Annotated in this window: 15 protein-coding genes; 12 read left to right on the forward strand and 3 right to left on the reverse strand. The window is 33.9% G+C overall.

Translation table 11 applies throughout. The annotated features are described in order from the left end of the window. Position 1 precedes the first annotated feature (1 nt). Together HQN62_RS07090 and HQN62_RS07095 are read left to right on the forward strand one after the other, a co-directional pair. Positions 2–406: a sugar 3,4-ketoisomerase gene (locus HQN62_RS07090; protein ID WP_173503832.1), complete on the forward strand. Its 405-nt coding sequence runs from the start codon at positions 2–4 to the stop codon at positions 404–406. Beyond that, positions 403–1,497, forward strand: coding sequence for a glycosyltransferase family 4 protein (locus tag HQN62_RS07095; protein ID WP_173503833.1), 1,095 nt, complete (start codon positions 403–405; stop codon positions 1,495–1,497). The genes HQN62_RS07090 and HQN62_RS07095 overlap by 4 nt, the downstream gene beginning before the upstream one ends. Here the strand turns inward: HQN62_RS07095 and HQN62_RS07100 are convergent, their stop codons facing one another. Together HQN62_RS07100 and HQN62_RS07105 are read right to left on the reverse strand one after the other, a co-directional pair. Further along, complete coding sequence (locus HQN62_RS07100; RefSeq protein ID WP_173503834.1) at positions 1,498–2,385, reverse strand: glycosyltransferase; 888 nt, start codon at positions 2,383–2,385, stop codon at positions 1,498–1,500. Further along, positions 2,385–3,068, reverse strand: a complete 684-nt coding sequence (locus tag HQN62_RS07105; protein ID WP_116795837.1) for a cell division ATP-binding protein FtsE — start codon at positions 3,066–3,068, stop codon at positions 2,385–2,387. The genes HQN62_RS07100 and HQN62_RS07105 overlap by 1 nt, the downstream gene beginning before the upstream one ends. A gap of 215 nt (positions 3,069–3,283) precedes the next feature. Here HQN62_RS07105 and HQN62_RS07110 point away from each other — a divergent pair, with 215 nt between their 5' ends. From HQN62_RS07110 to gatB/aspS, 8 genes are all read left to right on the forward strand, one after another. Continuing rightward, positions 3,284–6,298 carry a tetratricopeptide repeat protein gene (locus HQN62_RS07110; RefSeq protein WP_173503835.1) on the forward strand — a complete coding sequence of 1,005 codons (3,015 nt, stop codon included), beginning with the start codon at positions 3,284–3,286 and terminating at the stop codon, positions 6,296–6,298. Positions 6,299–6,307: 9 nt separating this feature from the next. Then, the gene (locus HQN62_RS07115) at positions 6,308–7,171 is read left to right on the forward strand and encodes a PhzF family phenazine biosynthesis protein (RefSeq protein ID WP_173503836.1); all 864 of its coding nucleotides are present in this window, start codon (positions 6,308–6,310) and stop codon (positions 7,169–7,171) included. A gap of 72 nt (positions 7,172–7,243) precedes the next feature. Beyond that, entirely contained in the window at positions 7,244–9,064 is a 1,821-nt protein-coding gene (locus HQN62_RS07120) for a TonB-dependent receptor (protein WP_254454494.1), read from the forward strand. Between the two features lie 143 nt (positions 9,065–9,207). After that, positions 9,208–9,657 (forward strand): hypothetical protein, encoded by a 450-nt coding sequence (locus HQN62_RS07125; protein WP_173503837.1) that lies wholly within the window; start codon positions 9,208–9,210, stop codon positions 9,655–9,657. 88 nt (positions 9,658–9,745) lie between these two features. Beyond that, positions 9,746–11,371 (forward strand): amidohydrolase, encoded by a 1,626-nt coding sequence (locus HQN62_RS07130; protein WP_173503838.1) that lies wholly within the window; start codon positions 9,746–9,748, stop codon positions 11,369–11,371. A gap of 393 nt (positions 11,372–11,764) precedes the next feature. Continuing rightward, entirely contained in the window at positions 11,765–12,034 is a 270-nt protein-coding gene (locus HQN62_RS07135; protein WP_173503839.1) for an Asp-tRNA(Asn)/Glu-tRNA(Gln) amidotransferase subunit GatC, read from the forward strand. A gap of 3 nt (positions 12,035–12,037) precedes the next feature. Then, complete coding sequence (locus tag HQN62_RS07140) at positions 12,038–13,435, forward strand: amidase (RefSeq protein WP_173503840.1); 1,398 nt, start codon at positions 12,038–12,040, stop codon at positions 13,433–13,435. After that, positions 13,435–16,764: a bifunctional amidotransferase subunit GatB/aspartate--tRNA ligase AspS gene (gatB/aspS, locus tag HQN62_RS07145; protein WP_173503841.1), complete on the forward strand. Its 3,330-nt coding sequence runs from the start codon at positions 13,435–13,437 to the stop codon at positions 16,762–16,764. Before HQN62_RS07140 ends, gatB/aspS begins: the two co-directional genes overlap by 1 nt. Here the strand turns inward: gatB/aspS and HQN62_RS07150 are convergent. Next, the gene (locus HQN62_RS07150) at positions 16,757–16,915 is read right to left on the reverse strand and encodes a hypothetical protein (RefSeq protein ID WP_173503842.1); all 159 of its coding nucleotides are present in this window, start codon (positions 16,913–16,915) and stop codon (positions 16,757–16,759) included. The two genes, gatB/aspS and HQN62_RS07150, sit on opposite strands and share 8 nt — an antisense overlap. A gap of 514 nt (positions 16,916–17,429) precedes the next feature. Here HQN62_RS07150 and gyrB point away from each other — a divergent pair. Further along, positions 17,430–19,373, forward strand: a complete 1,944-nt coding sequence (gene gyrB / locus HQN62_RS07155) for a DNA topoisomerase (ATP-hydrolyzing) subunit B (RefSeq protein ID WP_116795830.1) — start codon at positions 17,430–17,432, stop codon at positions 19,371–19,373. Positions 19,374–19,432: 59 nt separating this feature from the next. Then, entirely contained in the window at positions 19,433–20,368 is a 936-nt protein-coding gene (locus tag HQN62_RS07160) for a malate dehydrogenase (RefSeq protein ID WP_173503843.1), read from the forward strand. The last annotated feature ends 221 nt before the right edge of the window (positions 20,369–20,589 follow it).

A 20,589-nucleotide genomic window follows, 5' to 3' on the forward strand; every position in this document is an offset into this window, starting at 1 on the left:
AATGGGAACACTAAATGCGATTCAATTATTGAAAATACCTGTCGTTGAAGATGTAAGGGGGAATCTAGGGATTATTCAAAGTGATTTTTTGCCTTTTGAATTCAAGCGTGTTTATTATCTTTTTGATGTTCCAAGCAGCGCATTTAGAGGTGGACATTCGCATATAAATCAGCAAGAAGTGCTCATTGCCTTGAGTGGGAGTTTTGAAGTAACCGTAAATGACGGAACTGAAAAGAAACGTTATTTGTTAAACAAACCGAATGTTGGGTTGCTTATCCCCACAGGTATTTGGCGTGAATTGGAGAATTTTTCTTCGGGTGCAGTTTGTTTGGTTTTGGCTTCTGATGATTTTTTGGAAGAAGATTATATAAGAGATTTTGATGAATTCTTGAGCACCAAAAAATGAGATTATTGTATATAGTTCCCAAACTAAATAATGAAGGTGGAGTCGCTAGAGTTTTATCTTTAAAGCTGAATTACCTTGTCGAGAAGTTTGGTTATGAAGTTCATATTCTTACTCAAAATCAAGGAAATTTTCCATTGTTCTATTCTTTCCATAAAAATATTGTTTTCTATGATATGATTCTGGAGGGAACAATTTTTAATTTTTTCAGTTCTTTTCGTAAGTCTTTAAAAAGTAAGATAGAAAGCATTCAGCCAGATGTCATTATTGTTTGTGATAATGGTTTGAAAGCTTATACAATTCCTTTTATTCTGTCTGATGGAATTCCAATTATTTTTGAATGCCACGGTTCAAAATTTATTGAAGAAAAACAATTGAAATCGGATTTTATTTCAAAATTCAAAAGCTCACTTAAATATAGATTCAAAGATTTTGGAGCAAATAAGTTCTCGAGATTAGTGGCTTTGTCCAATGAAAGTTTGAAAGAATGGAATGTTGAAAACGGTTTGGTAATTCCAAATCCATCTTGGATTTCAAATGATACCCTAGCTGACTTAAAATCCAAAAAAGTAATCGCTGTTGCTCGAAATTCCTATGAAAAAGGTTTGGATCGATTAATGGTTATTTGGCAGAAAGTGGCGGTAAAACATCCAGATTGGATTTTAGATATTTACGGAGAATCGGTGGCAAATTTGAAACAAACGGTTCTTGAGATGGGAATGGAATCCAATGTAAATTTAAACGAGCCCGTCAAAAATATTGCAGAAAAATACTTGTCTTCGTCTATTTTTGTTATAACCTCACGTTCCGAAGGTTTTCCAATGGCACTGCTTGAAGCAATGGCTTCTGGTCTGCCTTGTGTTGCCTATGATTGCCTGACAGGACCAAGAGCAATTATAAATGATGGAGAAAGTGGTTTTTTGATTGAAGACGGAAATGTGGATTCATTTGTTCAAAAACTAGAATTGCTTATTGAAGATGAAAATTTGAGAATAAGAATGGGTATAAATGCTCAAGAGAGTGTGAAGAAATATGATTTAGAAAGCATAATGCAACAATGGAAATCACTTTTTGAAAGTTTGGTAAACAAATAATTAATTGGATTGAATTTTACAATAATAACCCAATTTGTAAAGATCAAAAAGGAAAAGTGAAGGCTTTTCGGAAAGTAAATTAGAAATTATCTTTGATTCTGTTTTGTTGAAAATGTAAGCCGCTATTGCAACGAGTCTTAACTTTTTTAAAATAATATAAACCGAATTGATTTTGCTCTCAATATTTGGGAATCTACCTGAGTTGATAATGTAAACGAGGTTTTCAATAGCTGTTCTTGTTTTGTCTAAAAAAACAACTGAAGTCTCTAAATTCAAGTGATAGGTCGGATTATCAATATGAGAAACTTTAATGTGTTTGGTTTTTAATACGGATAAAAAACATAAATCTTCATATCCATATTTTGTAATTGTTGTGTCAAAAGGATATTGCGAGATGATTTCCTTTTTAATTACTAAATTGGAAGTCAATGCATTGTTGTTAGGTTTTTTATTTCTGTTTTCAAGCGAAAGAGCTTCTCTTTTATTTCCATAAAACCAACGTAAAAGTTGTTCTTTGCTAGGTGTTTTTTTTTCGTATTGAATCCCTCCAAAAACGGCAGATACTGTTGGAATTACTTCACAATATTTTTGAATAAAATTACTCTGAGTTGGAAAAGTATCACAATCCATTAAGAGTAAAAACCCATATTTTGATTTTTCTACTAATGAATTGATGTTGTTCCCTCTTCCGAGGTTGGAATTATTAATAAAAAAGGAACAGTTATTTAAAGAGTTTATTTTTTGGTTTTCGGTATTCCAATTGGAGTCTGAAGCATCATCTTGACACAAAACCTCAAACTCAATTCCACAATTCAAACATTGCTTGTGTAATTCTGAAACTAGTGGAAATGTATTGTAATTGTATTCAGGGATAAGAATTGATAACATTACACCGTTCTTTGTACCACTTCAAAAATGGTCGCATCCTCACATTTTAAGGTTTTGCTTGGGAATTTCATCAACAAGGCATAATCGTGAGTTGCCATAAGGACTGTTTTGCCATTAGCATTGATTTTTCTCAAGACTTCAAGAACTTCAATACTAGTTTGAGGATCTAAATTTCCTGTAGGTTCATCGGCAAGAATAAATTCTGGATCATTCAATAATGCTCTTGCGATAGCTATTCGTTGTTGTTCTCCGCCAGAGAGTTGGTGCGGCATTTTGCTTGCAAAGTCTTTCATGTTTACTTTGTCAAGTACTTCATTTATTTTGGCATCCATTTCGTTTACATCCGTCCATCCAGTAGCTTTCAAAACAAATAGCATATTGTCTTTTACAGAACGGTCTGGCAGTAATTTAAAATCTTGAAAAACAATACCAAATTTTCTTCTCAAAAACGGGATATCATCTTCTTTTAAAGTGGCCAAATCAAATTCTACAATCTTACCTTCGCCTTCCAATAATGGCAAATCGGCATATAATGTTTTTAACAAACTACTCTTTCCAGAACCTGTTTTTCCAATGATGTAAATAAATTCGCCGTGATTGACCTCTAAATTAACATCAGATAAAATAATTTTTCCTTCTTGGTATATGTTTACGTTTTTTAAAGACAGTACAGATTGTGACATAATAGAATTTGTTTATTGGGTAAAAGTAAAAAGATAAAATCCAAATACAAAAGTAAAATGCAAAAATTAAATTTCAAATTCCAATTCAAGCTCCACTCTCCTTTGGAGTTAGGCAGAGTGTAGGGAATCTGTTTAAAAATAGTTTATAATAAAAGCCGTCAGCCTTTCGTTATAGAATCAGATTAAATATATTTGAACATTAAATAAAAACAACAATGCGTAAACTTCCCGGACTTTTTTTATTCCTTTTTACTGTTCAAATAACGTCCCTTTATTCACAAGAATCGACCATTTACACTTACCCATTAAAAGATTTCGATAAAGCACTTTCTTTATATGAGGATAAACAATATGCTTCAGCTCAAATCATTTTTAAGAATGTTCAGGATGTTGCCACAACCGAAGGTTTGCGATCAGATTGTGCCTATTATATTGCCAATTGCGCCATTCGCACCGATCAGGATAATGCGGAGGAATTGATTAACCGTTTCGTAGAAGAATATCCTGCAAGCCGTAAACAAAATCAAGCCTTTATTGATGTTGCGTATTATTATTTCGATCACAGGGATTATAAAGAAGCTTTGCTATGGTTTAACAGGGTTGATGAAAGTGTTCTAAAAGATAGTGAACGCAACAAGTATAATTTCCAAAAAGGATATGCTTATTTTGATTCCAAAAAAACAAAAGAAGCTCAAAAATATTTTAGTAAAGTCGCTAATACCGATGAATACGGAACGCAGAGCAAATATTACATGGGATTTATGGCTTATGAATCGGATGATTATGTAGAGGCCAATAAACAATTTGACCAAGTTTCCGGTAATGAAAAATACTCCGAGAAATTATCCTACTACAAATCGGATATGAGTTTCAAATCGGGAGATTTTCAAAAAGCCATCGATTTAGGTATTAAAGCAATGCCGAATTCCACTCCCGAAGAAAAATCAGAATTGAATAAAATTATTGGCGAAAGCTATTTTAATCTAAAACAATATGACAAAGCAATTCCTTATTTGGTGGGATATAAAGGAAAAAAAGGGAAATGGAATAATACCGATTTCTATCAATTAGGATATGCCTATTATGTACAAAAGGATTATGAAAATGCCATTTCGCAATTCAATAAAATTATTGACGGAAATGATTTCATAGCCCAGAATGCTTATTATCATTTGGGAGAAAGTTATTTGGAATCTGGCAAAAAGCAACAGGCTTTGAATGCTTTCAAGAATGCTTCCGAAATGAATTTTAATTTGAAACTTCAAGAAGATGCTAGTTTCAATTACGCCAAATTGAGTTATGAAATTGGGAATTCGTATCAAAGTGTTCCCGAAGTTTTATTGGGATTTATCAATAAATATCCAACGAATCCAAATAATGATGTTATTGAAAAATTGTTGATCGATTCTTATATTTCATCCAAAAACTACAAAGAAGCATTGGTTTTATTGGAGAAAAATAAAACTCCAGAAAATAGAATTGCCTATCAAAAAGTAGTTTTCTATAGAGGATTGGAATTGTATAATGAGGGGAATTACACAGAATCCTTGTCGATGTTTGAAAAAGCAATTAAGGAACAAAAAGATCCTACGATTACTGCTCGTGCTTCTTTTTGGAAAGCGGAATCCGAATATAATTTGGAAGACTACAAAGAAGCCTTGTTGAGTTATCAGCAATTCTCGGATTTGGCAAAAGCCAAAGAAACTGTTGAATTTAAAAATATCAATTACAATATCGCTTACGCTAATTTCAAATTGAAAGAATACGAAGCGGCCGGGAATTCTTTCCAAAGCCAAATCGACAATAATAAAGCGGATAAATTTCGTTTGAATGATTCTTATTTACGTCTTGCCGACTGTAGATTCGTAACGACGAAATACCAATCAGCATTGGATGCCTATATTAAGGTTATAGAATCCAAAAGTGTAGATGCTGATTATGCTTATTTTCAAAAAGCGCTTTGTTACGGATTTCTTTCGAAAAACAGTAAAAAGATAGAAGAACTCAATGCATTTTTGACATTGTATCCAAAATCAGATTACCAAGATGATGCTTTATTTGAATTAGGAAATACCTACGTGGCCGATAACAAACAGGATTTAGCTATAAAGACCTATGACAAATTAGCGACAACTTTCAAAAACAGTTCATATACATCAAGGGCAGTTTTACGAGAGGGTTTGGTTTATTATAATTCGGATCGTGATGATTTGGCTTTGGCTAAATTCAAAAAAGTAGCTACGGATTTTCCTAAAACACCAGAAGCTTACGAAGCGGTTGCTACTGCCAGATTAATTTATGTGGATAACGGAAAAGTAGATGAATATGCCACTTGGGTAAGAACATTAGATTTTGTGGCAGTTACCGATTTAGACTTGGATAATGATACTTTTGAGGCTGCCGAAAAACAATTTGAACAGGCAAATACCAAACAGGCTATTTCTGGATACGCTAGTTATGTTTCAAAATTCCCAAATGGAGTTCATATCCTGAAAGCTAATTTTCAATTGGCACAATTGCTTTACTCAGAAGGTTCAGAAAGTAAATCGGTTTCGAATTATGAGTATGTAATAAGCCAACCTCGTTGTGAATATACGGAGCAGTCTTTGGTTCGATTGGCGCAAATATTTTTGAAAGATAAAAATTGTGACAAAGGAATTCCGGTTTTGGTTCGCATAGAAAATGAAGCCGATTTTCCACAGAATAAGACTTTTGCGCAAGCGAATTTGATGAAATGTTATTACGAAACCAAAGATTATTCAAATTCTGTGATTTATGCCGATAAAGTTTTGGCTAATCCGAAAGCGGAGGAAAATGTAAAAAGTGACGCCCAAATTATTGTTGCCCGTTCTGCTATGCAATCGGGTGACGAAGCCAAAGCCAAAGTCGCTTACGCAAAATTGCTAAGTGTAAGTAAAGGTGAACTCGCAGCAGAAGCTTTGTATTATGATGCTTATTTTAAAAATAAAGACGGAAAATTTGAAATTTCAAATATTGCCATCCAAAAATTAGCCAAAAATTATTCGAGTTACCGCTATTTTGGAGCTAAAGGTTTGGTTCTAATGGCGAAGAACTATTATGGTTTAAAAGACAGTTACCAAGCGACTTATGTTCTAGACAATGTAATCGAAAACTTCACTGATTATTCGGATGTGGTTGAAGAAGCCAAAACGGAACTGAACAGAATAAAAACGGAGGAAGCCAAAACAAATTCATCAATTACTAAATAAAATAGCAGAATGAAATTACCTTTTTATATAGTAGATGTTTTTGCAGAGGAAAAATATGCCGGAAATCAACTGGCAGTTTTTTTAGATGCTGATGGACTGAATACAGAACAGATGCAAAAAATTGCACGTGAAATTAATTTTGCCGAAAGTACTTTTATTACTGCGATTCACCCTGAAAATAACAGTGCCGAAATTCGAATTTTTACAGTAGAACATGAAATGCGTTTTGCAGGTCATCCAATTATAGGGACATCTTGGGTTTTGATGAATAAAATTATCGAAAGTCAACCTCGAAATTTTAAATTGTCGGTTCCAGTTGGTGAAATTCCAATTCAGCAATCGGGAGATTTAGTTTGGTTGCAGGCGGCTCAACCTCAATTTTGGGATGTTTTTTCAAAGGAAGATTTTTTGTCTTTTAGTAATTTAAGTGCTGCTGATTTTGATGATAAATTTCCGATTCAGGAAGTGACTACGGGTAGCGCATTTGTAATTGTTCCGCTTAAAAGCAAAAAAGCTTTGGAAAATATAAGCCTCGAATTGAATAAAATGAAGGAATGGCTTTTGGTTCATTGCGAAACAAATCATAGAGCATTGTATTTCTATTGTTTTGATGATGGAAAACTTTACAGCAGAATGTTATGCATTGAACACAATCAGATTATTGAAGATGCGGCCACAGGAAGTGCCAGTACTTGTCTGCAGGCTTTTCTTCTGAAATATCATTTGCCAGAAATTAAAATGGTCAATCATCAGGGAGACTTTATAAATAGGCCTTCTAAAATTTATTTTGAAGGGGAATTGGCCAGAGATAATTTTGACATAAAAATTGGAGGGAAAACGCAATTTATTGCAAAAGGCGAATGGGAAGTGTAAGGCGTAATTAAGATTGCAGAATTAAGATTAGAGATTGCAGAATTAGAAAACAGAAGATAGAAAAAACAAAAGATGAAAATTATAAACATAAAAACATTTAAAAATAAGCAATCAACGTTCTCGGCTCCATCCCATTCGGGGAAGGTTGGGATAGGGATTTTCTTTCTGTTACTTTCTCAATTATCTTTTTCGCAAGACAAAAAAGATAAAAATGACAATATTGGAACTGAGGTGGTAAATGTGGTTAAACCATATACCCCAACAATCTCAGATGCTTTCAAAGTAAAAGAAGTTCCGGTGATTACAAATGATGAAAATGCAAAAAAAGAAAGCGTGAAATATTCTATTTTACCTTTTCCTGTGGCTTCTACTTTTTCTCCTTCCAAAGGAAATGCGCAAGGAGTTGAGAAAGCAAAGCAAGAACGTTTGTTTAAAAATTATGCAACTTTCGGAATTGGAAACTATGGCGCTTTGAATGCTGAATTGTATGTGAATGAGGATCTTAATAATAATGAATATATTGGTGGAATGTTTCGCCATAATTCTTCACAGGGAGGGATAAAAGATATCACACTGGACGACTTCTATTATGACACCAAAATTGATTTGATTTATGGATCAAACGAGCAGGAAATGGCTTGGAATATAAAATTGGGATACCAGAATCAAATTTATAATTGGTATGGTTTGCCTGCCGATTTTGGAAATACATTAACACTTCCAGAAAGTATGGCTTTGGTTAATGGAATCAATCCGCAACAATCTTACAATACAATTACGGCTGGAGGCTCACTGGCTATTGAAGAAGCTTTTGTAAAAGATGTTAAACTTGAGTTGACTCACTTTTCGGATGCATACAGTTCGGCGGAGAATAGATTTTTATTAGCGCCAACTTTTAAGTTTGATGTGATGGATGAAGCAATAAAAACCAAAGTTTTTGTCGATTATATTGACGGTAGTTTTAAGAAAGATTATTCAGGAATCAATACTGCAGACATTAAATACGGCTTTACAAATTTGGGAATAGTACCGAGTTTTGTAATGAAAAGAGACGATTGGACGATCGATATTGGAGCTGGTTTGGTTTATAGTATGGGAAAGAATAACACGAGCAACAAGTTTTATGTTTATCCATCGGTTTCTGCTTCGTATAATGTTGTGGGTGATTTGATGATATTTTATGCAAGTGCTATTGGTAACTTGAAGCAAAATACCTATAAAGATTTTGTTGATGGAAATCCATTTGTTTCACCGACATTAAATATTAAACCAACCAATGAATTGTATGATGTTAATGCAGGTTTAAAAGGGAAATTGGCCAGTACGGTGAGTTATGATATCAAAGCTTCGTATATATATGATGAAAACAAAGCATTATTCAAAAGCAATGACTACAATGAAAAAGATACTAATGCCAATTACGCTTTCGGGAATTCATTTCAGGTAATTTATGATGATATGAAAACCTTACGTCTTTACGGAGAAATTAAAGCAGATTTAGCCAAAGGTGTCACAGTAGAAGCTGATGCAACTTTTAATAGTTATTCTAATAAAATACAAGGAGAAGCTTGGAATTTGCCAGAACTTCAATTGAATTCCAAAGTTGATTTTATGATTACCGAGAAATGGTTTGCAGGTATAAATTTGTTTTATGTAGGCGAACGTAAAGATCAACAGTTGAATACCGATATTGTTTATGTTATTGCTCCAGGACCAATCACATTGGATGGTTATTTTGATTTGAATGCTAATATTCGATTCAAATACAGTGAAAGGTTTACTACCTTTTTAAAAGCGAACAACATTATGAATAATGGATATCAAAAATGGTTGAATTATCCAGTTCAAGGTTTTCAAGTGATGTTGGGAGCGAATTATAAATTTGATTTTTAAGACTAAGTTTCTGAGTTACTAAGATGCTAAGCTTCTAAGTTTTTTTTAAGGATTATAATATTAATAGTTTTAATAACTTAGCATCTTCGTAATTCAGAGTCTTAGCAACTTAGTGTCTTAGGAACTCAGCAACTTTCTCCACAATGACTTTCAAACAAAAAATATACCACCAATACCATCAATTAGTTCAAGACAGAATTGACGCTTTTAGGGATATGATCGCGGCTTTGACCGAAGATTCTAAAAACGATGCCAAAGGTTCGGCAGGAGATAAGCACGAAACAGCTTTGTCTATGATGCATATCGAACAGGAAAAATTTAATACGAAACTCAAAGAAGTATTGGCTCAAAAAGCAGTTTTAGATAAGTTGGATTCTTCTGTTGTGGCAGAAACTATCATTTTGGGTAGTTTGGTAAAAGCGAATGGGATTTATTTGTACCTAAGTCTTGCCCTTCCAAAAATCAATGTAGAAGGTATTAATATTATTGCTTTATCTCCACAATCTCCGCTTGGAAATAAATTGATGGGAAACAAAGTAGGATTTACTTTTGAGATTAATACCACCAAATACACAATAGAAGAAATTTTTTAGTCTATATCTTTTAAGCAATTCATTTTATAATTTACGGTTTATTGGAGCTCTTTTTTTTATATTAGCTCCATTAACTAAACTGTTTATTATGAAGAAAATTTCTTTTCTGCTTTCATTGATTGTATTGGTTTCCTGTAATCAAAAAGAAAAAATTACTGTAGACACCATTATTACAGATGCCAATATTTATACCGTAAACAAAGATTTTGGTAAAGCGTCTGCTATGGCGATTCAATCTGGTAAAATTGTGGCTATTGGTTCCAATGATGAAATAGCAAATTCGTATGATTCCAAAAACACTATTGATGCAAAAGGGAAATTTATTTACCCAGGTTTGTATGATGCCCATTGTCATTTTTATAGTTATGGACTGAGTTTGCAAGAAGTCGATTTGCGAGGAACCAAAAGCATGGCGGAAGTAATTGACAGAATCAAGAAATATCAAGAAGAAAGAAAAACAACTTTTATCGTTGGAAATGGATGGGATCAAAACGATTGGGATATAAAGAAGTTTCCAACGAAAGAAGATTTAGATGCAGCTTTTCCAAATATTCCGGTAGTTTTAAATCGTATAGATGGTCACGCAATTGTTGTGAATAGTTTGGCTTTGAAATTGGCAGGAATCACAAAATCAACAAAAGTATCTGGTGGTGAAATTGTTTTGGAAAATGGTGAACCTAATGGAATTTTGATTGACAATCCAATGGAGTTGGTTTTTAAAATAATACCTAAACCCAATCGTAAAAAACAAATCGCTGGATTATTAGATGCCGAAAAAGTTATGTTTCAATATGGGTTGACAACTGTCAATGATGCAGGTTTAGACCCGGATGTAATTAATTTGATGGATAGTTTGCAAAAAGCAAAAGCGATGAAAATTAATGTGTATGCGATGATTACGGCAAATCAAAAGAATATTGATTTATACTTGAAAAAAGGAATTTACAAAACAGATAATCTAAATGTATGCTCTTTTAAAATGTATGGAGATGGCGCATTGGGTTCACGTGGCGCCTGTTTGCATAAACCTTATTCAGATAGTCCAAAACAATATGGAGCATTGCTTTCATCTGTTGAAGAATTAAAAAATGTAGCCAATCAAATAGCCAATTCTCCTTTTCAGTTGAATTCGCATGCTATTGGAGATTCGGCCAATACTGTTTTGTTGAAAATATACAAAGATGCATTAACCGGTAAGAAAGACAGAAGATGGAAAATCGAACATGCACAAGTGATTCAAGAGGCCGATTTTGATTATTTTGCAACTGGAATAATTCCATCTGTACAGCCTACACATGCTACATCTGATATGTATTGGGCAGGTGAAAGATTAGGTAAAGAACGATTGAAAAATGCCTATGCCTATAAAAAATTACTTCAAAAAGCTGGAATAGTTGCTTTGGGGACGGATTTTCCAGTAGAAGAAGTAAATCCAATGCTTACTTTTCATGCTGCTGTAGCCAGAAAGGATATTAAAAATTATCCAAAGGGAGGTTTTCAAATGGAAAATGCATTGACAAGAGAGGAGACTTTAAAAGGAATGACTATTTGGGCAGCCTATTCTAATTTTGAAGAAAAAGAAAAAGGAAGTCTTGAAGTAGGTAAATGGGCAGATTTTGTAATTTTTGATCAGGATTTGATGAAAGTTGAAGAAAATCAAATGGTTAAATTAATTCCAACTCAGGTGTTTTTAAAGGGAGCAAAAGTGAAATAATTTTTTTGTAATTTGAGCTAAATTCTACATTCAACTCGCAATGCTCAATAGAAAAATTATTTCACGAAGATTCGCAAAATAGCTCTAAGATTCGCAAAGATTACTGTCTTTTTTTTGGTTATTGCAAAAACCTTTGAGGTTCTTTGCGTACCCTTTGCGTACCCTTTGCGAATCTTTGCGAATCTTTGCGAAAAAACTTTCTAATGCAGATTTCGGATTCTACCTAAACTATTTCAAAATAGTGTTATATGTTATAATTAAATTTAACATAATGTTAAAATGTTGTTCTTTTATGTTGAGAACAGTCGAAATCATTAAAATAAACGTGATTCCCTAATAAAACTTTTGTAAATTCGCCACCTTAAAAGTTTGACTTTAAAACGAAATGAAATTATGAGCAAAACAATGACAGTCGACATATTGTCGAGTATTAAAGGAGCACAGCCCTCAGAGTCCGTGAACAAATTATTTGATGTAATTAAAAATGCAGTTCCGTCAAATAATAATTCTTTTAATAATGTCAATCGAAATTGTGTGTCTGTAAATAATTTAAGAGAAGATGTTGTGATAGAGAGTTCGGCTATTGAGAAACAAATAATTTTGGAAAACTTCCCGAACAAGAAAAATGGTTTTTTAGTTGTTGCTAAAGTTATAGAAGGATAAAAAATGGATTCTCAAATAAAAAAAATACACCAGCAATTGGTGTCAAAAGAAATAACTTGTACAGCTTTGGTACAAGAAAAATTAGACTTACTTAAACAAAACACTTATAATTCAGTAAATTCTTTATTAGATACTTTGGCTTTAGAATTAGCTGCTAAGGTGGATGCTAAAATTGAAAAAGGGGAAACAATAGGTTTGTTGGAAGGAATTCCTTTTGGAATTAAAGATGTATATATGGTACAGGGAACTTACACTACTGCAAGTTCTGATTTATTAAAAAACTATAAATCGCCTTATACTGCTACTGCAATTCAAAAATTATTGGATGCAGGTGCTATTCCGTTGGTAAAAGAAAACTGTGATAGTTTTGGTCACGGGTCTTCTAGTGAAAACACCATCTTTGGAGCTGTGAAAAACGCTATTGATCCAACATTAGTTGCCGGTGGTTCAAGTGGTGGATCTGCAGTTAACGTTGCAAAAGAATATACTGTTTTTTCTATTGGTGGAGATACGGGAGGTTCTGTTCGTCAGCCTGCGGGTTACAACCATATTTACGGTTTAAAACCAACTTACGGAAGAATTTCAAGATATGGTCTTATGGCTTATGCATCCTCTACGGATTGTGTTGGTCCATTGGCTAGATCGGTTGAAGATATCCGAATTGTCTTGAATGTAATGAGTGGGAAAGATCCAAAAGATCAAACTTCAATTACTTCAAATGAAATTAGTGAAGAGGCAATTGCAACATCAGCTGTAAAAACAATTGGGTATTTTAAAAACTTTATTGAAAGTGACGCTATTGATGCTCAAATAAAAGCTGATTTTTTAGCAAGTATCGAGAAAATAAAAGCCAAAGGAATTGACGTAAAAGAATTGGATTTTTTCAAATCGGACATTTTGGTTTCGACATACTATACTTTAGCAATGGCTGAAACAGCTTCGAATTTGTCTCGTTTGGACGGAACAAATTACGGTAACCGTATTGAAGCTGAAAATTTAATTGAAACTTATGCAGTGACGCGTTCAGAAAACTTTTCAGAAGAAACAAAACGCAGAATTGTTGGTGGAAACCAAGTGTTGTCTCAAGGTTTTTCGGACGAAATATATTTAAAAGGATTGGCTTTAAGAGATCAGATTTCTGAAAACTTCAGTAAGGATTTTAATGAAGTTGATATCATTTTGTCACCAGTTACACCAAGTACTCCTCCTAAAATTGGAGACAGTTTAAAAGATCCGTTAGCGATGTATTTGTCAGATGCTTATACGGTTGGTTTTAGTTTGGGACAATTGCCAACTTTAACAGTGCCACAAGGAACAAGTACTGGACTGCAAATTACGGCAGCAAAAAATAATGATGAATTAGTGTTGAAGTTCGCAAACTTCTTAAAAGATACAATATAATGGAATTGGAGCAATTAACTGCGGCTATAAAAGCCCACGATTTAGAATTGGTAATTGGACTGGAAACTCACGTTCGATTGAATACCAAAACCAAGTTGTTTTGTTCTTGTCCAAATCAAGAAATAGAAACACCAAACGAAAATATATGTTCCGTTTGTACAGGACAAATGGGCGTTTTGCCTGCCTTAAATAAAGAAGCAATCACAAAAGCTATTTATTTTGGAAAAGCGGTGGATTCGTCGTTTAGCAATGAAGTGATATCTTGGGATAGAAAGCATTATGAATATCCAGATAATCCGAAAAATATTCAAATTACACAATATCACAATCCAATAATTCCTGACGGACACGTGTCTTGTTATCGAAATGACGGTTCTCAATTTACTGTGAATTTAACTCAGGTTCATATAGAAGAGGATGCTGCAAAATTGATGCACGAAAAGAAAATTTCGTTAGTAGATTTTAACAAAGCAGGTGTGCCGTTGATTGAAATTGTTACGGAACCTTGTATCAGGAATATTGAAGATGCTTCGACCTATGCGCAATACATTCAACGTATTGTTCAAAATTTAGGAATCTCTGAAGCGAATTTGGAGAAAGGGGAATTTAAATCGGATGTTTCAGTGTCTTTGCGCAAAAAACATTCTTATGATTTAAACCCAAGAACGGAAATCAAAAACTTGAACTCGTTTAAGTTTATGGTGGAAGCTTTAAAAGAAGAAGTTGAAAAACAATTCAATTATTTTATTGAGCACAAAGAGTTCAGACCTGATCAAACAACTGTGTTATGGGATGCTGATTTAAAGCAAACCAAAATAATGCGTAAAAAAGAATTTGAAGCGGATTATCGTTTTATTTCTGAGCCGGATTTGCCTTTTGTAAATATTAAGGCAGAAATTGAAGCGATTAAAGTCGATACAAGCGCTTTGCCTTATGCTGTAGAATCTATTTTGATTAACGGTGGTGTTTTGCCTCAAGATGCTAAATTTTTTACAGCAGATAAGTTGCGTTCGCAAACATTTGTTGAGATAAATAACGAAATCAAAGATCCTTCATTTGTTGCTAAAACTTTGGCAAACAATATTAAGGCCGAAGATTATACTGAAATACATAGTATTGCTCATTTAACTGAGATTTTCAAATTGTTTAAATCTGAAAAAATCACGGCAGTTTTAGTTCAAAATGCGATTACGGGTTATTTAAAAGACAGAACTTTTGATTACAATAAGTATTTTGAAGAAAATACGATTTCTGAAGATACAATTGAGGAAGTTATTGCCAAAGTACTTTCAGAAAATGAGGCTGTTGCCAATGATATTAAAGCTGGAGATCAAGGGAAAGCAGGTATTTTAGTTGGTAAAGTTTTAGGTGTTATTGGAAAAGGAGCTAATGGTAAAGTAATTCGTCAGATTATTTTAGATAAATTAGGAGCTGCTGCTATTTTAGAAAAGAATGAAGCATCTGAGAAAGTTTCTGTAGTAACAGTTGCAGAGAATAAAGAAAGTCAAGAAGAATCGCTTCCTGAAATTCCGATTATTATAAAAGATACTTATAGAACACATAAAATTTCACAGTTGTCAGAAGAAAGTATCAATGAAGAAGTGATATTGTCTGGCTGGGTTGCAAGTGTTCGTGATCACGGTGAGTTGATGTTTATTGATTTACGTGATTCCAGTTGTGAGATTTTTCAAGTGCGAATCAGCAGGGAATCATTTCCTAATATAGATGAATTAGTGAAATTAAAACCGGAATCGGTAATTTCTGTTACTGGTAAAATTGTTGGTCGTAATGAAGATGATTATAATGCAGGATTGCGTACTGGTAAAATTGAATTGGAAACTTCGGTATTGGAGATTTTAAACTTATCGAAAACATTGCCTTTTGAGATTAAAAGAGCGGCTAAAACAAATGAAGCGATTCGTTTTCAATACAAGTTCTTGGATCACAGAAATGAAGAGGTAAGAAGAGCAATTGTAAACCGTCATAAAGTAATTAAATTATTGCGTGACATTTTAGATGAAGAAGAGTTTTTAGAAATTGAAACCCCGATTTTAAGTGCGGGAACTGATGAAGGCGCACGTGAATTTATTGTCCCTACACGTAAGGGTTCTGGTATGTTTTATACGTTGCCACAAGCTCCACAACAGTTCAAGCAAATGCTGATGGTGAGCGGTTATGAAAAATATTTCCAAATTGCACGTTGTTTTAGAGATGAAGATTCTCGTGGAGATCGTCAGCCTGAATTTACGCAATTGGATATGGAAATGGCTTATGCAAGTATGCAGCAAATTATAGATTTAAACACCAAAATGTTTAATGAAGTAGTTAAGAAAATATATGGCAACAAGTGGATTTTACGTCCGTTTGAAGTGATTACATACAAAGACGCAATGGATTTTTATGGTTGTGACCGACCAGATTTGCGTTACGGATTGAAAATGCAGGACATTACCAATATTGTAAAAGATACCACTTTCCAAGTATTCAGTAAGCCTATTGAAGATGGTGGAATTGTAAAATGTATCAAGGTTTCGGCTAAAGAACAAGGGAATAAACGTATGTCTAAAGGTCAAATCGAAAACCTTACGGCTATCGCTCAACAGCACGGCTTAGGTGGTTTGGCTTATATTATTGTAAATGAAGATGAATTGCAATCGCCAATTATTAAATTCTTGGGTGAAGAAATTGCAGCAGGAATCATAAAAGCTACCAATGCACAAGTGGGAGATATTGTATTCTTTTCAGCGGCAGATTATGCTACGGCTAACAAAGCTTTGGATGCTGTTCGTCAAGAAATGGGTAAAATGCTTCACTTGATTAATCCGAAGGAATTATGTCCAGCTTGGGTGGTTGATTTTCCAATGTTTGAAAGAACAGATGAAGGAAGATGGACTTTTACTCATAATCCGTTCTCAATGCCTGCGATTTACGATTTAGAAAAGCATATGAAAGGGGATGATGAAGAAATCGGAACTATCATCGCACAGCAATACGATATAATTTTAAACGGTTATGAAATTGGAGGAGGATCAGTTCGTGCACATAAATCTGAAATTCTGGAAGCGACTTATAGAAATATGGGGTACAACAAAGAAGAAATGATGAAAAGTGTAGGAACGATGCATAAAGCTTTCCAATACGGCGCACCGCCACACGGAGGAATTGCATGGGGAATTGATCGATTGATGATGATTTTGGAGAAAAAAGCATCCATTAGAGAAGTAATGGCTTTCCCAAAGACAGGAACCAGCGAAGATTTATTATTTGGCGCACCATCTCTTTTGTCTGATAAAAAGGTAGAAGAAATGAATGTTCGAATTATTAAATAGCAATTTCAATATCAATGGCAATTTCAATGTCAATGAAAAAATAAAAAAGTTTAAATTTTTCAAATTTCCAAAATGGCATTTTAAAATGTTTGTTTTGGAAATTTGTGCTTTTAAGGTCATTGGTATTGAAATTGATTTTTGCAATTGCCATTGAAATTTTAAATTTTTGTTTTGGAAATTTTTGTTTTTATAATGGTTTTAATTTTAATTGCCTTTTCTTTTTTAATTGCAATTGATTTTTGCCATTGAAATTGCCATCGGAATTATTGCTTCCGGATACTCCTAATTTTGACTTTTTAGCCCCGACAGAAGGGATAAACCTTGTGAGCCGGTGTTCGGCTCGCAAGTTTAGGAATGATGGCGGGAACGATGTTGATTAAAAGGCCTAATCTTTCGCTTTAAATCCTTTTGAATGCAATTTATTGGGTATTCAGTACTATTTGCACTTTTCTTTTTTTACTTGTTGTTACAATTGATTTTTCGCCATTGTTATTGATATTGAAACTAAATTTTTGATTATTGCATTGAAACTGATTTATATCATTGAAATTGACATCTTTTGTTAATAACTTAGCCTCTTAAAATTGGAATAAAACACTTATATAGGTTACATTTTTATATATTTGCTTGTTAGACGAAAAACACATTTTTTTAGATTAAATTATATGAGCGAAGAAATCAAGAAGGACAATTATTCAGCAGACAGTATCCAAGCTTTAGAAGGAATGGAGCACGTGAGAATGCGTCCATCGATGTACATTGGAGATGTAGGTGTAAGAGGGTTACATCATTTAGTTTATGAAGTAGTAGATAACTCTATCGATGAGGCAATGGGAGGCCATTGTGATACGATACGAGTTGATATCAATGAAGATGGTTCCATTTCTGTTGAAGACAACGGACGTGGAATTCCAGTTGGTATTCACAAAAAAGAAGGTGTCTCTGCATTAGAGGTTGTAATGACCAAAATTGGTGCAGGAGGTAAATTTGATAAAGATTCTTATAAAGTTTCTGGAGGTCTTCACGGTGTTGGGGTGTCAGTTGTAAATGCATTGTCAAATCATTTACGCGCAACGGTTCATAGCAGTGACGGAAAAGTATACGAACAGGAATACGAAAAAGGAAAAGCGCTTTATCCGGTAAAACAAATTGGAGAAACTACCAAAAGAGGTACAATCGTTACTTTTTACCCAGATCCTTCCATTTTTACCCAAACAATCGAGTATTCATATGATACTTTGTCTGCTCGTATGCGTGAGTTGTCCTTTTTGAATAAAGGAATCACTATTACATTCACAGATAAAAGGGAAAAAGATAAAGACGGAAATTTTGTTTCAGAAATTTTTCATTCTTCTGAAGGATTAAAAGAATATATTCGATATTTAGATGGAAATCGTGAGCCGATTATTGCACACGTAATTTCTATGGATAATGAAAAAGGAGAAATTCCTGTTGAAGTAGCTTTGATTTATAACACAAGTTACTCTGAGAATATTTTTTCTTATGTAAATAATATCAATACACACGAAGGAGGAACACACTTGCAAGGTTTTAGAACTGGTCTTACAAGATCATTGAAGAAATATGCGGATGCTTCCGGAATGTTGGATAAATTGAAGTTTGATATCGCTGGAGATGATTTCCGTGAAGGTCTTACTGCTATTATTTCGGTAAAAGTGGCTGAGCCTCAGTTTGAGGGTCAAACCAAAACTAAGCTTGGAAATCGCGAAGTAGTTTCTCCGGTAAGTCAGGCGGTGAGCGAAATGATTGAAAATTATTTGGAAGAAAATCCAAATGATGCTCGAATTATTGTTCAAAAAGTTATACTTGCAGCCCAAGCACGTCACGCAGCCAAAAAAGCGCGTGAAATGGTACAACGTAAAACCGTTATGGGTGGCGGTGGATTGCCAGGAAAATTATCAGATTGTTCTGAGCAAGATCCAGCAAAATGTGAAGTGTATCTTGTCGAGGGAGATTCGGCAGGGGGAACGGCAAAACAAGGCCGCGACCGTGCTTTCCAGGCGATTTTACCTTTGAGAGGTAAGATTCTGAATGTGGAAAAAGCAATGCACCACAAAGTGTTTGAAAATGAAGAGATTCGAAATATTTTTACGGCACTTGGGGTAACTGTTGGTACCGAAGAGGATAGTAAAGCTTTGAATATTTCGAAATTGCGTTACCACAAAGTAATCATCATGTGTGATGCCGATGTGGATGGTAGTCATATCGCTACTTTAATTTTGACATTCTTTTTCCGTTTCATGAAAGAACTAATTGAAGAAGGGCACGTTTATATTGCGGCACCTCCTTTGTATTTGGTTAAAAAAGGAAATAAAAAAGAATATGCTTGGACAGATGTTCAACGTGATCAAGCGAATGAAAGAATGGGTGGAAGTGCAGCTATTCAACGATATAAAGGTCTTGGAGAGATGAACGCGGAGCAGTTGTGGGAAACTACGATGGATCCAGGTTTTAGAACATTAAGACAGGTTACAATAGACAGTTTGGTAGAAGCAGATAGAGTTTTTTCAATGTTAATGGGAGATGAAGTGCCACCAAGAAGAGAGTTTATCGAGAAAAATGCAGTTTACGCAAATATCGATGCGTAGTTTTTAGAGTAACTGTATTTTTATTTTTTGGTTTGAAATTAATAAAAAACAAATAAAAAATGAAAGTTACCATTGTAGGAGCAGGGAATGTGGGAGCATCCTGTGCAGATTCAATTTCTTATAGAGGAATTGCAAGTGAAGTAGTATTATTGGATATTAAAGAAGGTTTTGCCGAGGGTAAAGCTATGGATATCATGCAATGTGCTACAAATACTGGTTTTAACACCAATGTTTCAGGGGTTACTAATGATTATTCTAAAACAGCAAACAGCGATGTTGTTGTGATTACTTCAGGAATTCCTAGAAAACCAGGAATGACTAGAGAAGAGTTGATTGGAATCAATGCTGGAATTGTTAAAACTGTTGCAGAGAATGTATTGGCACATTCACCAAATTGTATTGTAGTAGTAGTGTCTAATCCAATGGATACAATGACTTATTTGGCATTGAAAGCTACTGGATTGCCAAAAAATAGAATTATCGGAATGGGTGGAGCTTTGGATAGCTCTCGTTTTAGATATTATTTGGCTAAAGCATTGGATAAACCATCTAATGATATTTCGGCTATGGTTATTGGTGGGCATGGTGATACTACTATGATTCCTTTGACAAGATTGGCTGCTTATAATGGTATTCCGGTTTCTGAATTCTTATCTCAAGAAGAGTTAGAAAAAGTTGCTGCTGCCACTATGGTAGGTGGTGCTACACTAACAGGTTTGTTGGGGACTTCAGCTTGGTATGCTCCTGGAGCTTCTGTTGCTTATTTGGTAGATAGTATTTTGAATGACCAAAAGAAAATGATTGCTTGTTCAGTTATGTTGGATGGTGAATACGGACAAAGTGATATTTGTATCGGTGTACCTTGTATTATAGGAAAAAATGGAATTGAGCAAATAGTTGATATTAAATTAAATGATGCTGAAAAAGCTGCTTTCGCAAAAAGTGCAGAGGCTGTAAGAAGCATGAATGCTGATTTGAAAACTGTTTTGGCATAATAATTTACGTATAAAAAAAGAAGGCTGCAATTTCTGCAGTCTTTTTTTTGATTTTAATTAATAAATAAATTGGTTAATCTTTCCGTTAATTATATATTTGCTCGGTTTAAAAAAAATGATATAAATCGTGCAGTTCTTTTTTGTTTTTCAAAAATGACGTAATGGCTTATTTTATAGGGTTTAAAACAAAAATAATAAATAAAAAATAATTAATTTTTAGT

The sequence above is a fragment of the Flavobacterium sp. M31R6 genome (assembly GCF_013284035.1).
Lineage (GTDB): Bacteria > Bacteroidota > Bacteroidia > Flavobacteriales > Flavobacteriaceae > Flavobacterium.

What these genes read in the sequence shown, in the direction of transcription:
- HQN62_RS07090 (WP_173503832.1), top strand. Translation starts at nt 2, where the DNA reads ATGGGAACACTAAATGCGATTCAATTATTGAAAATACCTGTCGTTGAA.
- HQN62_RS07095 (WP_173503833.1), top strand. Translation starts at nt 403, where the DNA reads ATGAGATTATTGTATATAGTTCCCAAACTAAATAATGAAGGTGGAGTC.
- HQN62_RS07100 (WP_173503834.1), bottom strand. Translation starts at nt 2,385, where the DNA reads ATGTTATCAATTCTTATCCCTGAATACAATTACAATACATTTCCACTA.
- HQN62_RS07105 (WP_116795837.1), bottom strand. Translation starts at nt 3,068, where the DNA reads ATGTCACAATCTGTACTGTCTTTAAAAAACGTAAACATATACCAAGAA.
- HQN62_RS07110 (WP_173503835.1), top strand. Translation starts at nt 3,284, where the DNA reads ATGCGTAAACTTCCCGGACTTTTTTTATTCCTTTTTACTGTTCAAATA.
- HQN62_RS07115 (WP_173503836.1), top strand. Translation starts at nt 6,308, where the DNA reads ATGAAATTACCTTTTTATATAGTAGATGTTTTTGCAGAGGAAAAATAT.
- HQN62_RS07120 (WP_254454494.1), top strand. Translation starts at nt 7,244, where the DNA reads ATGAAAATTATAAACATAAAAACATTTAAAAATAAGCAATCAACGTTC.
- HQN62_RS07125 (WP_173503837.1), top strand. Translation starts at nt 9,208, where the DNA reads ATGACTTTCAAACAAAAAATATACCACCAATACCATCAATTAGTTCAA.
- HQN62_RS07130 (WP_173503838.1), top strand. Translation starts at nt 9,746, where the DNA reads ATGAAGAAAATTTCTTTTCTGCTTTCATTGATTGTATTGGTTTCCTGT.
- HQN62_RS07135 (WP_173503839.1), top strand. Translation starts at nt 11,765, where the DNA reads ATGAGCAAAACAATGACAGTCGACATATTGTCGAGTATTAAAGGAGCA.
- HQN62_RS07140 (WP_173503840.1), top strand. Translation starts at nt 12,038, where the DNA reads ATGGATTCTCAAATAAAAAAAATACACCAGCAATTGGTGTCAAAAGAA.
- gatB/aspS (WP_173503841.1), top strand. Translation starts at nt 13,435, where the DNA reads ATGGAATTGGAGCAATTAACTGCGGCTATAAAAGCCCACGATTTAGAA.
- HQN62_RS07150 (WP_173503842.1), bottom strand. Translation starts at nt 16,915, where the DNA reads ATGGCAATTGCAAAAATCAATTTCAATACCAATGACCTTAAAAGCACA.
- gyrB (WP_116795830.1), top strand. Translation starts at nt 17,430, where the DNA reads ATGAGCGAAGAAATCAAGAAGGACAATTATTCAGCAGACAGTATCCAA.
- HQN62_RS07160 (WP_173503843.1), top strand. Translation starts at nt 19,433, where the DNA reads ATGAAAGTTACCATTGTAGGAGCAGGGAATGTGGGAGCATCCTGTGCA.